Annotated in this window: 14 protein-coding genes; 6 read left to right on the forward strand and 8 right to left on the reverse strand. The window is 37.6% G+C overall.

From position 1 onward, the window contains the following. Positions 1 to 107: 107 nt before the first annotated feature. From LVD15_RS14605 to LVD15_RS14630, 6 genes are all read right to left on the reverse strand, one after another. Positions 108 to 1790: a glycosyl hydrolase gene (locus LVD15_RS14605; protein WP_233775966.1), complete on the reverse strand. Its 1683-nt coding sequence runs from the start codon at positions 1788 to 1790 to the stop codon at positions 108 to 110. 117 nt (positions 1791 to 1907) lie between these two features. Then, positions 1908 to 2366 (reverse strand): 1,2-phenylacetyl-CoA epoxidase subunit PaaD, encoded by a 459-nt coding sequence (gene paaD, locus LVD15_RS14610; protein WP_233775967.1) that lies wholly within the window; start codon positions 2364 to 2366, stop codon positions 1908 to 1910. Between the two features lie 61 nt (positions 2367 to 2427). Next, a complete protein-coding gene (gene paaC, locus LVD15_RS14615) occupies positions 2428 to 3180 on the reverse strand; it encodes a 1,2-phenylacetyl-CoA epoxidase subunit PaaC (RefSeq protein WP_233775968.1) in 753 nt (250 codons plus the stop codon). After that, entirely contained in the window at positions 3177 to 3797 is a 621-nt protein-coding gene (locus LVD15_RS14620; protein WP_233775969.1) for a phenylacetic acid degradation b, read from the reverse strand. The genes paaC and LVD15_RS14620 overlap by 4 nt, the downstream gene beginning before the upstream one ends. Before the next feature lie 48 nt (positions 3798 to 3845). Beyond that, positions 3846 to 4832, reverse strand: coding sequence for a 1,2-phenylacetyl-CoA epoxidase subunit PaaA (paaA, locus tag LVD15_RS14625; protein ID WP_233775970.1), 987 nt, complete (start codon positions 4830 to 4832; stop codon positions 3846 to 3848). A gap of 46 nt (positions 4833 to 4878) precedes the next feature. Then, positions 4879 to 5463, reverse strand: a complete 585-nt coding sequence (locus LVD15_RS14630) for a TetR/AcrR family transcriptional regulator (protein ID WP_233775971.1) — start codon at positions 5461 to 5463, stop codon at positions 4879 to 4881. 68 nt (positions 5464 to 5531) lie between these two features. Between LVD15_RS14630 and LVD15_RS14635 the strand changes: the two genes are divergently transcribed. From LVD15_RS14635 to LVD15_RS14645, 3 genes are all read left to right on the forward strand, one after another. Further along, complete coding sequence (locus tag LVD15_RS14635) at positions 5532 to 6056, forward strand: hypothetical protein (RefSeq protein ID WP_233775972.1); 525 nt, start codon at positions 5532 to 5534, stop codon at positions 6054 to 6056. 233 nt (positions 6057 to 6289) lie between these two features. Continuing rightward, positions 6290 to 7561, forward strand: coding sequence for a glycosyltransferase family 4 protein (locus tag LVD15_RS14640; protein ID WP_233775973.1), 1272 nt, complete (start codon positions 6290 to 6292; stop codon positions 7559 to 7561). Continuing rightward, positions 7558 to 8658, forward strand: coding sequence for a DegT/DnrJ/EryC1/StrS family aminotransferase (locus LVD15_RS14645; RefSeq protein ID WP_233775974.1), 1101 nt, complete (start codon positions 7558 to 7560; stop codon positions 8656 to 8658). Before LVD15_RS14640 ends, LVD15_RS14645 begins: the two co-directional genes overlap by 4 nt. Here the strand turns inward: LVD15_RS14645 and LVD15_RS14650 are convergent. Further along, positions 8641 to 10128, reverse strand: coding sequence for a lipopolysaccharide biosynthesis protein (locus LVD15_RS14650; protein WP_233775975.1), 1488 nt, complete (start codon positions 10126 to 10128; stop codon positions 8641 to 8643). The genes LVD15_RS14645 and LVD15_RS14650 overlap by 18 nt on opposite strands. A gap of 88 nt (positions 10129 to 10216) precedes the next feature. Here LVD15_RS14650 and LVD15_RS14655 point away from each other — a divergent pair, with 88 nt between their 5' ends. Both LVD15_RS14655 and LVD15_RS14660 read left to right on the forward strand, forming a co-directional pair. Beyond that, complete coding sequence (locus LVD15_RS14655) at positions 10217 to 11140, forward strand: glycosyltransferase family 2 protein (protein ID WP_233775976.1); 924 nt, start codon at positions 10217 to 10219, stop codon at positions 11138 to 11140. Continuing rightward, positions 11137 to 12327 carry a glycosyltransferase family 4 protein gene (locus tag LVD15_RS14660; protein WP_233775977.1) on the forward strand — a complete coding sequence of 397 codons (1191 nt, stop codon included), beginning with the start codon at positions 11137 to 11139 and terminating at the stop codon, positions 12325 to 12327. Before LVD15_RS14655 ends, LVD15_RS14660 begins: the two co-directional genes overlap by 4 nt. A gap of 145 nt (positions 12328 to 12472) precedes the next feature. Here LVD15_RS14660 and ruvC read toward each other — a convergent pair whose 3' ends face one another. Continuing rightward, a complete protein-coding gene (gene ruvC, locus LVD15_RS14665) occupies positions 12473 to 13030 on the reverse strand; it encodes a crossover junction endodeoxyribonuclease RuvC (RefSeq protein WP_255763407.1) in 558 nt (185 codons plus the stop codon). 25 nt (positions 13031 to 13055) lie between these two features. Here ruvC and LVD15_RS14670 point away from each other — a divergent pair, with 25 nt between their 5' ends. Further along, complete coding sequence (locus tag LVD15_RS14670; RefSeq protein ID WP_233775979.1) at positions 13056 to 13991, forward strand: hypothetical protein; 936 nt, start codon at positions 13056 to 13058, stop codon at positions 13989 to 13991. Position 13992: the final 1 nt, after the last annotated feature.

Genomic DNA, 13992 nt, shown 5'->3' on the forward strand with positions numbered 1-13992 from the left:
ATATAAATCACTGATAATCAGGTTAAATTTTTTTGTGCCAAATTTTATCAAACTGTAGTGCTGTGGAATAATGTAATGATGTTGTGGTTATTTTTGCTCAACACTTTTTACTTTTTGAGTAATTTTTCAGAATAGCTGCTTTCATTTTGGATCACTTTAAGCACATACATGCCTGATGGAAGTGAGCTCAGGTCTAATTGAAACAGAGCACCATTTGTATAAGTGTTATAAATTACTTCTCCCTTCATACTGATTAATTGAATAAGGCCTTTTTCATCATTATCTATTTCTACTTTCACATAACTTGTGGCTGGGTTGGGGTAAATGCTGAAGCCCGTAGTATGTTTAAGGTTGATTGCTGTAATTGACTCATCAGTGAGGCCTTCATAAGTGCTTATATTAGGCAGTTCATCCAGAGTGATCACATAATCATGGTTATATACCTCTACAAGATGCGCAGAGGAATTATAGATGCCATTTTTAATGAAATCTCCTTCCCAGGTACAGAACCAGCTCCATCTGGCTGCTTGGCTTTCCAGGTCATCAGGCTCAGGAATGGTTCCTGTTTCAGATAAAGTTATTATTTTTTCTCCTTCATATTGGCTCACCAGATTATCGAACATACTAAAGTTAGTGCTGTAGTCTCCTGCTTCCAGATAAATATCAGCACCTATAATGTCTACATAATCATCTCCGGGGTACCAATCCAAAGCATCAGGTGCGTCTGTACTAGTCCATATCCAAATAAGATTATTGATATTATGATGGTTAACTACCCTGTCAAACAGCAGATGCCATAGCCATTTGCACGGCTCTGGCCCTTTAGCTCCCCACCAAAACCAGCCTCCCTCAGCTTCATGCAACGGGCGAAATAGTATAGGTATATTTTGTGCTTGTAGTACTTTCAGCTGTTCTGCTATTACATCAATATCTCTAATAATCAATTCATATTCTTCAGAATTGGGGTTATTCATAGCAATAGACACATCAAAAGTGGTGGCCTCGGTATAAAATCCTCTCCACCATTCCAGACCGGGTTCATCTATAAGGTCTTTGGGAGCATTCCAGTGCCAGGATACGGTAGATAGCCCTCCCATATTGTTCCAAGCTATAATCTCTTCTGTTTCATTAGATGTGAGGCCATGCTCTACTCGTGAGGGTGAATAATCAATAAAATCGAAACCTCTCAAAGCGGGTAGCTTGCCTGTCTGATCCTGAACGTATTGTAAGTTGGACCAATCACTGCCTTGCTGACCAGAAATGATCTTTTCTCCATACATATCACTCAGGTATTTATAAAGCCTTTTGGTGATATCGGTAGCATTTTCGGTCACTAGTTCATTCGTGAAATTTGAATAATCAGCAGGTGTGGCTTCTGTTATGGTAATATAATCGATGTCTGTCCAGCCCCAGAAATGTCTGATCGTAATGGTGTTGTCACCTTCTTCAAGGAAGATTTTGCCAAAAAATTGAGAAAGAAAGGTTGGGGAAGCTTCAAATTTCATGCTGCCCATATTTTCATTGTTCACCAGAATGTAGTTTTCTTTATAATCATCAGTGGCATAACCGATGGAGAGTTCATACAAGCCGGCGGCAGATGTGCTTACTTCTATGGCTACCTGGTCCCCTTCCTGATCGAAGCCGGTAACATAGCCGCTGCCAGAGTAGCCAGACCGGGAAGAAGCTACGGAGGTGCCTGTAAGTGTTCCATTTTCCGCTTCATATTTTTGAGCATTCAGTTCAGAAAATAGAGCTGTGATAATGAGTAATGAGAGTAGTAGTGTTTTCATAGCATAATGAGTATTACCTAATTATACTATTTTGAGATCAGGATTATGAATTACGAAAGCTTTAAAATAACCAGGAAGCTGTTACCCATTGCAAAAAGTTATATTTCCCCTAGTATCTCAAAGTGGTTTAAACTGCTCGAAGGTTTCTTTGCAATCATTACAATGGTGAATAGAACGGCAGGCCGTGGGGCCAAAAGGGGTTTTTAGATCTGTATTTTTACTGCCACAGTTAGGGCATTCTATATGAGATAATATGTCAATATCAAAAATAAGGTTGTGAGGAGGAGGGGGAGCCAGCCCAAAATCTTTTAGGGCTTTTTTGCCTTTTTCGGAGATCATGTTAGTATTCCAGTTATTTTCAAATGAAACATTTACATCTACATAATCTATTCCATAGCTGTTGAGCACCTCTATAATGTCTTGCTTCATATATTCAATAGCGGGGCATCCGGTGAAAGTAGGAGTGATAGTGATCTCAACCCGGTAGCCATTCACCTCTACCTTGGTAATTACACCCAGGTCTACCAGAGATAATACAGGTATTTCAGGGTCTTTTACCTGCTCCAGCCATTCCATTATATTTTCTTCAGTAGGTATCATAAAAAAAGCAAACGATACAAAGATAAAGGAAGTTCAGTTACCATTCTGCAGCCGGATCAATTCTAAATACTTCTGACATTTCTTCCAACAGCTGATTAAGGTGCTCAGTATGGTGGCCGAACCGTCCTCCATATATAGCGGGGGCCGAAAACGATGAAATGACCAAGTCCGTTTCATTGATTATTTTCATTATCTGCTCCTGCCATTTTTCCATTATTACTTTTTCACCAACAAAAATTTGCTCTTCTATAAGTATATTTTCAAAAGGTGAAGGCTCAAATATGCCCAGGGCAAAGGGGAGGAGCTGATCTAGAGAATATTGAAGTCGTAAAATACTTTCTTCATTGGCAGTTCCCAGTTGTTTTATCCAGGTATTAGCATGCATGGTATGGTAGCGCAGTTCACCCTGAATTTTTTTGGCTAATTGTGCCAAAGGGGTGTATGATGATTGCGCCAGATATCCGAATCTTATAATTTCAGCAGTGTCAAAAAGAAAGTGGCGGATAAGGCTGTGATCATATTCTCCATTAGGCAGCTCGGTAAGTTGGCAGTTTTTAAATAGATCGGCTTTTCTCATAAAAGCTATTTGATCTGGCTCTTCTTCACCTAATTCATGGAGCAGCTGATATAAAGCATAGCTTTGGCCAATCTTATCTTGGGCCATAGATGAAAAAGCAATGTCTTCTTCCAAAATAGGCCCCATGCCTGTCCATTCGCTATTTCTATGACCAATTATGAGTTGATCATCCGCAATTTTAAAGAGTAATTCTTTTACAGCATCAGTATTCATAAAACGGATTTTTGAGATTCTTTGAATGCCTTTATTTTATCAGAAGCTTTATAGGCAGAAGCACTTCTAAATTTTTTGTCAGGCAGGGTGTTCCAAATAATAGCGTCTTCTTCTGAAGTAAAGAGTATGTCTTGAGTTTTGATTACCCACACGTTAAGAACGGGGTCTTCTTCAGCGAATGCTGGTTTGGCCAGCGCTAAAGCTTCCTGGGCATTTCTTGCCTCTATGGAACCGACATGCTGGTGCTGCTTGCCTCTTTTCATAAGGTGGAAAAACTCATATTGCTCAGGCTCACCTGACGCTGGAGAATGATCAGAAACCTGATGGTATATGTTTATATTATTCTCAGTAGTGGCAGTTACAAATATGTTTTTGGTCTCCACCACAAAAAGGCCAGAACAAGTCATACGCCGGCTAAATTGTTCTTTAGCGAAGATAAAAGCCATTTCCGCATTAGGAGCATGCACTATTCCTTCATGTTGGTATGGCTGCTCAGCTTTACTTTGAGTGAATACCTCATATGTCCCGAATTGATCTAACGGTACTTTACGAGTGAGATCAGCGGGATATTCATCTATGTTCAATCTGTTTATTCTCGGATCTAGTGAATTATTCATAGGATTAGATTCAGAAATCGTTTGCAGGTTTAAATCAAAAAAAGATTATTAAGCCAGAGGAGTAACATATTCCGTCTTTGGCTTTAACAAAGCCTGACGTACCCATTTGCCTCTGGCTTCAGCCACTCGCCTTACCGCTAGCCTTTCTTCATTACAAGGGCCATCACCGTTAATTACTTTTTTGAAAACTTCCCAATCAGGTTCTGTGTATTCCCATTTTTTTGTTTCAGGATCTTTCCTCAGCACTGGATCAGGTATAGTTAAGCCCAGTTCTAAAATTTTAGGCACATACATATCAAGAAACTGGTTACGGCATTCGTCATTAGATGACATCTTTACTTTCCATTTCATAAGTACTTCGGTGTGAACAGATATCTTATCTGGCGGACCGAAAAAGTGCATCATAGGCTCCCACCATCGGTTCAGCGCTTCTTGCATCATTTTTTTTTGAATATCGGTGCCTGTAGCCAAGTGGATAACACAATGATGGCCATATTTAAGATGGAAAGATTCTTCAACACAAATCCTTTCTAATGCCCTGCAGTAGGGGCCATAACTGCCTTTGGAGTTAGCGAGCTGGTTTACAATAGCGCCTGCATCTACCAGCCAGGAAATGAAACAAGCATCGGCCCAGGTAAAAGCAGGATAGTTAAATATGTTAGAATATTTAGATTTACCTTCCAGCAGGTCATCGATCATCTGCTCCCTAGATTTTCCTAAGGTTTCCGCAGCAGCATAAAGAAGCTGAGCATGACCTACTTCATCTTGCACTTTGGCCATCAGCGCTAGTTTTCTTTTGAAACCAGGAGCTCGGGTTATCCAGGTGCCTTCTGGTAGTGCGCCTATAATTTCACTGTGAGCATGCTGCTCTATCATCCTAATCAGCTGCTTGCGGTATAAGGCAGGCATCCAGTCAGAAGGCTCTATCTTTTCCCCTCTTTCTATCCTGGCCTCAAATTCTTGTAGCTTTTTAGGATCTTCGTTTTCTGGTGTGTGATCTGTTATTTGATCAAAAGTATTCCCTCCGCCATACATAAATCTGATTATTTGGTTGTCTATTAAGTTACAACAAAATAATCATTTATTTCGTTTGGAGGCCATCTATTAGCATGTCAGCTAGCTGGTGACCGAGCTCTATGGGTTCTATTATGCCGCTGGGGTCATACCAGTGAGGCATCCAGTTGAGAGATGAGAAGAGAGTCATTACAGCAAGTTTGGTATCTACCTTTTTAAACTCACCTGACTTAATGCCTCCTTCTATGATTTTTTTAAATCTGTTAATATAATTGATCCTAAGCAGAAGAAAAGTCCTTAAATGTGGCTCGCTCAAATGTCGGTGTTCATTCATAAAAACAGCAGAAGCGGTGAGCTCTCTTGCCATTACCTGAATGTGCCCAAGAATGCCTAATCGAAGTTTTTTGGTGTAAGAAAAGTCTGTGTTTTCAACCTCTTCTAATGATTCTCTAAACTTATCAGCCATTTCAAAGCACAGGCTTTGAAGTATTTCTTCTTTAGATTTTATGTGAGAATATAGGCTGGCAGCTTCTATTCCTAATGTATTAGCCAAATCTCTCATAGAAGTGGCCGCATAGCCTTTTTCTTTGAAGAGCTGGGCTGCAGTTTTAATCACTTGCTCTTTTCTACTGAGATTTTCTAGTCCAATCATGTCACAAAAATAACGATTATTGCTTTCGATGGAAGTAATTTGCTAGTTTTAGGGCAAAATTTTGATGTATGACCTTTAAGAGCCCAGAGCATTTTCATAATAAAACCGGTTTTATTTTTCATGTAGTGTTAGCACTGCCTCTTACCGCTTTTGCTTTTCTTTTTCTTGAAATAAAGAATAATGGCAGAACAGCGGTGCTACAAAGCGAATCGGTAAATAATGCCATCCAGATTATTTTTCCGGTGGTAACGGCCTTGATATTTATTTATGGATATAGAAAGTTTAAAAAATCATCTAGAGATATAAAGGCTAATACACTGCCAGACAAGCTTTCTTTCTATTTTGATGTGACCATGAAGTTCTACATCATTTTAGGTATTACTTCGGTTATATTGGTGTTAGGGCTTTACCTTACAGCACTGCCGGTATTTATTTTAAGTTATGTGTTTCTGTTGTTTTTTATGTCTTTACAAAGGCCCACACCTCAGAAATATGCTAAAGACTTACCTTTAAAAAAGGCTGAACGAGACGTGATTTTGAATAAAGGAAGTTTCGCAGAATTAGAAAATTTAGATCAGCAGTCAGCCGATTAAATACCCAGCAGAGGCACCGTAGATTATAATAAAAACTACTATCAGGCCGATGATAACAGTGATGACTCTCTTTTTCATAGGGATGGTGGTTAGCGGTTATACTTTTAAGACAATCAAATCTTTTCAAAGGTTGCTTTGGTAGAAAGAAAAAATGCTTTCTTAATGAATGCTTCAACCCTATTTAATAATGATAATGTACTAATAGTGTGTAGCTACAATACTATATTTGCCGCATGTCTAAAGTATTAATTATTACATACTACTGGCCACCCAGTGGAGGAGGAGGAGTACAAAGATGGTTGAAGTTTACCAAATACCTGCCTGAGTTTGGTTGGGAACCATTTGTGTATACCCCGGAGAATCCCCACTTTGAGGTGAAAGACACCAGCCTGGAAAAAGATGTTTCTAATCATGTAGAGGTAATCAAATTTCCCATCTGGGAGCCTTACTATCTGATAGATAAGTTCAAGAAAAAGGGCCATAATCAGCAGAGTGATGTGGTGAAGAAAAGTAATACAGGCCTTTTTACAAAATTAATGCTTTGGGTACGCGGTAATTTCTTTATTCCTGACCCCAGGAAGTTCTGGTTGAAACCTTCGGTAAAGGTTATTGCTGAGATATTACAATCGAACGGGATAGATAAGGTCATCACTACAGGGCCGCCACATAGTATGCACTTAATTGGTCTAAAACTAAAGCAGAAATATAACATCCAATGGATAGCTGACTTTCGTGATCCTTGGTCTAAATGGGAGCTGTTAGATACGTTTCATCTTTCATGGTGGGCCAGAAGGAGGCATGAGAAACTGGAAAGGAAAGTGTTAGATAACGCAGATAGAGTAATGTCTGTGAGTAAGAATTTTGCCGGAGAGCTGGCGGAGATAGCTGGTAGAAAAGTAGAAGTAATTACCAATGGCTTTGATCATGATGAGTTTGATCAGCATGCTCATTTGGAGCCAGATGAATTCATTATTCGCCATGTGGGAGTAGTAGATGAATTGCGTGATCCTCGACCTGTGTTGAAGGCTATTAAGGAATTACACAATGAAGGCAAGTCTTTTAAGCTGGAGTTTATAGGTAATGTTAATAAAACACTGCAGCTAGAGATAGAAAATGATGAAGCATTGAGTCAGTTAGTTACGGTGAAACCATACATGCCTCATGCTGAAGTATTAAAGATGTACAGACGCTCAGCGGTGCTATTGCTGCTATCTTCTTACAGTAAAAATGCGCCAGGCCATATACCAGGTAAGTTGTTTGAATACCTGGCTTCGGAGAGACCTATATTAGCATTAGGCTCTACAGAAGGTGACTCGGCAGAAATTATTAAAGAAACCGGTGTAGGAGTAGTCTGCGGTCCTGATGAGGTGCAGAAATTAAAAGATGCCTTGGTACAGATGCATGAAGACTATGCCAGTACCACTAGCAAGCCTACCCCTGATGTTTCACGCTTTTCGCGAAGAAATCTCACCAAAAAATTAGCTGATTTGCTTAATGAGTTATGAGTGTACCTTTCATAGACCTACAGCGACAATACCTGAGAGTGCAGGCGGAGGTAGATAATGCTATAAAAGAAGTTTTAGCTGGCGGGTGGTATATTGGAGGAGCCGTGGTTACTGAATTCGAACAGAAGTTTGCCGAATATATTGGAGTAGATCAGTGTGTTTCCTGCGGTAATTGTACTGATGGTTTAGAACTGCTGCTTCGTGCTTATGATATCGGCCCTGGTGATGAAGTGATAGTGCCAGCCTTTACCTGGATTACAGATGCAGAAGTAGTCTCTTTAGTAGGAGCTAAAGTCGTTTTTGCGGATATTCTTCCAGACGAATTCACTATTGATCAGGATAGTTTAGAGAGTAAAATTACCGGAAATACTAAGGCAATAATTGCCGTTCATCTATATGGCAATCCATGCAGAATGGAGGCTATTATGAGTGTAGCCAAGAAATATGATCTTAAAGTAATAGAGGACTGTGCCCAGTCTGCAGGAGGCACGTATAAAGGGAAAAGATTAGGAGCTTTAGGTCATGCTGCTGCTTTTAGTTTTTATCCTACCAAAAACTTAGGAGCTTATGGAGACGGAGGTGCTATCACCACTAATGATGAATCATTGGCAGAAAAGTTAAGGCTAATGTCTAACCATGGACAGCAAGAAAGAGACAACCATATAATAGAAGGAAAAAATAGCCGACTTGATCCGATACAGGCCGCTGCCCTTTTGATTAAATTAAAATATCTTGATCAGTGGAATGATAGGAGAAGAGCCATAGCAGCTCAATACACCTCCCAATTGTCAGAAATGGACGGCATCATATGTCCACAGCCATCAGCTGATCACATATATCATATTTATGGCATAAGAGTAGAAAATAGAGAGGCCCTGAAAACTCACTTAAGCCATTATAAAATTCAAACGGCAATACATTACCCCAAAGCCTTACCAGAACTAGCTGCGTACTCCCATTTAAAATTGTCTATGCACCAATATCCGGTATCTGGTAATCTAGCCACACAAGAACTCAGCCTGCCTGTATTTCCAGAATTAACCGATGATGAAGTAGCCGAGGTAATTAGAGGGGTGGGGTTATTTTTTGAAAAGTAAGGCCCTGAATTGATTTAATAAGGCTACAAGTGTTTGATTAAAAGAAGGTGATAATTTTAACCACCAAATAAGGGGAATGCAGATAATAGAAAAACTTCCTGATTTTATAATAACATCTACCCAAAATAAAGAGGCATTGGGTATTTGTAAGGTAATGAAGGTAGATAGCGAAACCAGTAGCAAAATACCGAAGTAGTTTCTGCTAAATGGTTGCATTTTGAATTTAACTAATATGAAGAAATACCTTAAAAGGTGAAAAATAACTATTGAGGTCATGGTAGCAAACGCTGCACCTTCTATACCATACTTTGGAATAAAGTACATGTTGGAAATGAACGTTACAATTAGCAGGATAATAGAAAGTAAGGTGTCGATTTTATAATATTTACTATTCAATATTATGGCTCCATTTATACCGAAGCTTACTTCAACCATTTTGGAAGTTCCTAAAAGAGCAAATACCATAAAACTATCATGATATACCTCTGGAAGGAATATAATTATGCTGTCATAATTTACTATTATCAAACAGAATATTAATGAGCAGAGTAGTAATTGATAGAGTGCAGTTTTTTTGTATAATTCACTCAGAGTTTTGAAGTCATCATTTTTTGCGGCTTGAGCAGCTAATACATTAGATGTTCTTGAAATAGATTGGGCAGGAACTGTAATTACGGTACTTATGTAAAACGCAATAGAGTAGATAGCTACTTGATCAAGACCAATATATTTACCAACCATAAGTATGTCAATTCTATTAATGAGGTATACTGATAGCCCACTAATTATAGTGAAGGCTCCGAATCCATACATTTTTTTCAGCATTTCTATATTAGAGCTTCCAAAGCGAAATGATATTTTGAGCTCTTTTAAATAAATAATATATGCTAAAGCCAGTATTGACATTAGAGTTTGTCCCCCTACATATAAATAAAGAAAGGTGGTAAGACCAAAAAAATCTAAATAATAGAGCAATACTAGAATTAACCATACTATTCTCAATAAGATGAAGTTTAGAAAAGCAGGCACTTCATTTTTGAAAATTACTCTTAAGTAAGCATCAAAAAGATTGAAAAAGATTAATGAAGAGAAGAATGGTATCACCAAATAAAAGTATTTGGTAAAGAGCTTTGATTTTTCTGAGTATGTAGCAATAAAATAGTCTTTAAAAAGAAAAAGTGAGGCTGTAGCTAGAATTAGCCCAAAAACACTAATCAACAAACCGATTGATAAGCTAATATTTTTCTTTTCGTTTTTAATATGAGGATGAAAGCGCACCAAAATATTACCTGTTCCTAGCTGGGCGAATTGTGCTACAACAGATGATGCCGACATTAGAATTCGGGTAAGTCCTAATTCTTCTTCTGTTAAAATATTAGGAAATATTAGGATGGTGTTAACGTAACCTAATCCAATACCTATAAATAAAATGATCGAAAAATTAAGACTACTTTTACTAACTATGCCCAAGGGAGAGTGAATTCTTTAAAATGCAAAATTATGATAAGTTTGTAGTATACAAGTATTCTCAGGTTAAATTTATCTTTACTCTAATAAAATGAATGTTTTTTTGTCTGTGTATGCCATTGTAGTGAGTTATAATGGAAAGCAATGGCTGGAAAAGTGCTTATCTAGCTTGCAAGGCAGTGAGTACCCGGTATCCATTATCGTGGTGGATAATGGATCTACTGATGGAAGCGTTGAATTAATAAAAAGGAAATTTTCAAATGTTAAACTTATTGTTAGTAAGGATAATCTGGGATTTGGAAAAGCCAATAATCTAGGCATAAAACATGCCTTGTTAAATAATGCAGACTTTGTTTTCTTACTAAATCAGGATGCATGGGTAAAAAAAGATTGTATAGGTAAGTTGGTGGATTGTTCTCTTAGAAATGGGGATGCCGGTATAGTGAGTCCTGTGCAAATGGATGGGTCTGGGATGAGAATGGATAATAAATTCAAGCAACATGTTGAGAAATATTTGATTGAAGGTGATATTTCTGAGCTTGACCAGGAGTTTATTAATACTACTGCTAAAGTAGAATTTGTAAACGCTGCAGCTTGGTTAATTAAAGTTGACTGTATTCTGCAGGTTGGGGGCTTTAACCCGTTATTCCCACATTATGGAGAGGATAATGAATATACAGGCAGAATTCATTATCATGGTTATAAATTATACGTACAAGCAGGAGCCTTGATTAATCATGATAGAGATCAAAAGGAGGACGATTTTGGTTATATAGGGTGGAAGAACAGGGAGTATGTATCCTTTATGAAACACCTTTTAAATATTAATAAATCTTATACATCATGTGTGTGGGTGTGTATTGATAAATTTGCCAGAGAGGTGATTTACTTTACCATAAAAGGTAAATTAGCCCATGTATTTGGAGAAATAGCTGCTTCTCTTAAAATATTGGTTCGTTTAAATGCTTTAAAAAGGAATAGAGAAGAGGCTAAAAAAACAGGAGTATTTTTATGAGGATAGGAATGTTTTTAGATACCAACTTCCCCCCAGATTCAAGGGTGGAAAATGAAGCAGTAAGTTTAATAGAGGCAGGTCATGATGTCTATTTGTTTTCACTCAATTATGATAAAAGAAAAAACGAGGAGATAATAAGAGGAATAAAAGTTAGAAGATATGATGTTGGCAAGCTTGTTTATAAGCTATCAGCTTTAGCTTATACTTTTCCTTTTTTTCACTGGCTAATACAAAATAAGCTTTCACAATTCATTGATACTGTACAACCAGAGGTGTTGCACATTCATGATATGGTGTTGGCGGAAGCTATTTTTAAAGTGAATGAAAAATTCAATTTACCAGTAGTACTTGATCTTCATGAAAATAGACCTGTAATAATGCAAGAATATTCTCACCTAAAGACCTTTCCTGGTAAATATCTAATTGATGCCAGTAAATGGCAGCATAAACAGGAAGAGTTCATAGAGAGAGCTGATAAGGTAGTCTTAGTAACCAAAGAAGCAAAGGAAGAAGCGCTAACCTATAAGGTTAGTGCTGAAGACAAGTTTGTAGTATTACCTAATACCATTCATCTAAATATTTTTAAGAAATACCCACTTAATCCAACTATTGCACAAAGGTTTGATGGCCGTTTTAATATTGTCTATACAGGAGATACTGGTTTAAGAAGAGGAACTGATACCGCCATAGAGGCAATTAATATTTTGAAGGAGGATATACCTGAAATTCATCTGATATTGGTCGGGAGAAATACTGAAGATGAAGTATTGAAAGAAATGGTTAGAAGTATGTCTTTGCAAGATTATGTGAGTTTTGAAGGTTGGCAAGATGTATCACTTTTTCCTTCTTATATAGATGCAGGAGATGTTTGCATTTCTCCTTTAAAAAGAAACCTTCATCATGATACTACTTTTGCCAATAAAATATTTCAGTATATGGCTATGGAAAAAGCATTATTAGTATCAGATTGTCCTGCACAAGAGAATGTGATAAAATCAGAAGAGTGTGGATTAGTACATGAAGCCAATAATGCCAATGATATGGCAGATAAGATTAGAAGGCTATATAATAATCCTAAATTAAGAGTTGCTTTAGGCAAGAATGCATTAGAAGCTGTTTTTGCTAGGTGGAATTGGGATGTTACCAAGCAGGAACTTATATCTATGTACGATAATTTTGAAGCATGAATAAAAGCCTTAACTGACCAGTATTTGTTATCTGAGAACTGAAATATTACCATTAAGATTTTTGTCTAAACAAGGGCTTTTCAGGGTGTAAAATATACCCCATTGCTTAGGTTAGTGGCATTCCAGGTGTTTTGTTGATAGAAAATTACTTCACTCTACCCGGGTTGTCATTAATGAAGGCTTTCCAGCTTTTAGCTTTCTGGGTTTGGTTGCCATTTTGGAAGTGATGGCAAACTGCTACGGCTAGTGCATCGGTAGCATCTAGTAGCTTGGGCATTTCTTTGAAATTAAGTAATGTCATAAGCATATGAGCCACTTGTTCTTTTGAGGCATTTCCATTACTGGTTACAGATTGCTTTACTTTTTTAGGGGCGTATTCTGTAATGGGAATTTCTCTCGCCAGGGCAGCAGCCATAGCCACACCTTGGGCTCGCCCCAGTTTGAGCATAGATTGTACGTTTTTACCATAAAAAGGAGCTTCCAGTGCTACTTCATCAGGAGTGTAGTCTTCTATTAAACTACTTACTCTTTCAAATATTTTCTTCAACTTAAGTTCGTGGCCAGAATATTTACCCAGATGTATCACTCCGAATTGTAATAGCTCTATGGCTTGGCCTTTTACGGTGATTAATCCATAACCCATTACATTAGTACCAGGATCTAGTCCTAAAATTATTCTTTCGCTTTCTTTTTTTTCTCTAATTTGCTCACTGGTGCAATTTAGGTATATGGCGTGGGTTAAAAAAGCTTCGGCTAAGGATATAGCTTGGGTTGGAGCTAAGCTAGTAGTAATAATAGGTATAGTTACATTTATTTTTTTTAAGCTAAAGGATAATCAACTTGAGTTGAAACAAGCATTGAATTATTTGGCTTTGAGTTTTAAGAATGCTCCTTTTACCATGATATTACTCATATTGCTAATGCCACTAAACTGGGCGTTAGAAGCTGTAAAGTGGAAGTTGCTGGTAGGAGCGCATCAAAATGTAAAATTTGTAAATGCCTTTAAAGGTGTGCTACTGGGGCTCAGTTTAAGTTTTATAACACCTCATGGTATTGGAGATTATTTTGGAAGAATACTTACTCTCAATACTAAAAATCGGATGCAGTATGTAGGAAGTATTCTCATTGGCAGGGTTTGCCAAATGGTGCCTACTTTACTTTTCGGCATTATAGGTATACATTATGTTTGGTTTGAAGGTCAGTTTTTTCTGATCATTTTTCTGACTTTAATAATAGGTTTTGTGCTGCTTTTTAGATCGCATGTATTTAAATATGCCACTAGGTACAGTGTGTTTAATCAGTTTTTTGTCGCGATTAAGTATTATTCAAAAAGGCTTTTGTTATTGGTGATGGGGGTTTCAATATTGAGATATATTGTGTTTTGTTCTCAGTTTTTGATTTTGCTAAACTTATTTTTACCGCAGCTGAGCACTAAAATTCAGTTTGCCGGTGTCACCTGGATATTCCTGGCCAAATCGGTAATACCTACATTTAATTTCCTTAGTGATTTGGGAGTACGTGAATTTTCAGCTATGTATTTTTTTGAGAAATATCAGGTAGATCTGTCTATGGTGTTTAGCGCCAGCATGGGTATATGGTTGTTAAATATTTTACTACCAACATTACTGGCCGCTCCATTAGTTTTTAAAGCCAAGCGTCAATAAC

It is taken from the genome of Fulvivirga maritima (genome assembly GCF_021389955.1).
Classification (GTDB): domain Bacteria; phylum Bacteroidota; class Bacteroidia; order Cytophagales; family Cyclobacteriaceae; genus Fulvivirga; species Fulvivirga maritima.

Excerpts from the sequence above, each read along its gene's own strand:
- paaA (WP_233775970.1), bottom strand. The coding sequence starts at position 4,832 with ATGTATGGCGGAGGGAATACTTTTGATCAAATAACAGATCACACACCA.
- LVD15_RS14660 (WP_233775977.1), top strand. The coding sequence starts at position 11,137 with ATGAGGATAGGAATGTTTTTAGATACCAACTTCCCCCCAGATTCAAGG.
- LVD15_RS14620 (WP_233775969.1), bottom strand. The coding sequence starts at position 3,797 with ATGAATAATTCACTAGATCCGAGAATAAACAGATTGAACATAGATGAA.
- LVD15_RS14630 (WP_233775971.1), bottom strand. The coding sequence starts at position 5,463 with ATGATTGGACTAGAAAATCTCAGTAGAAAAGAGCAAGTGATTAAAACT.
- LVD15_RS14605 (WP_233775966.1), bottom strand. The coding sequence starts at position 1,790 with ATGAAAACACTACTACTCTCATTACTCATTATCACAGCTCTATTTTCT.
- LVD15_RS14670 (WP_233775979.1), top strand. The coding sequence starts at position 13,056 with ATGGCGTGGGTTAAAAAAGCTTCGGCTAAGGATATAGCTTGGGTTGGA.
- LVD15_RS14645 (WP_233775974.1), top strand. The coding sequence starts at position 7,558 with ATGAGTGTACCTTTCATAGACCTACAGCGACAATACCTGAGAGTGCAG.
- LVD15_RS14655 (WP_233775976.1), top strand. The coding sequence starts at position 10,217 with ATGAATGTTTTTTTGTCTGTGTATGCCATTGTAGTGAGTTATAATGGA.
- paaD (WP_233775967.1), bottom strand. The coding sequence starts at position 2,366 with ATGGAATGGCTGGAGCAGGTAAAAGACCCTGAAATACCTGTATTATCT.
- LVD15_RS14635 (WP_233775972.1), top strand. The coding sequence starts at position 5,532 with ATGACCTTTAAGAGCCCAGAGCATTTTCATAATAAAACCGGTTTTATT.
- LVD15_RS14640 (WP_233775973.1), top strand. The coding sequence starts at position 6,290 with ATGTCTAAAGTATTAATTATTACATACTACTGGCCACCCAGTGGAGGA.
- paaC (WP_233775968.1), bottom strand. The coding sequence starts at position 3,180 with ATGAATACTGATGCTGTAAAAGAATTACTCTTTAAAATTGCGGATGAT.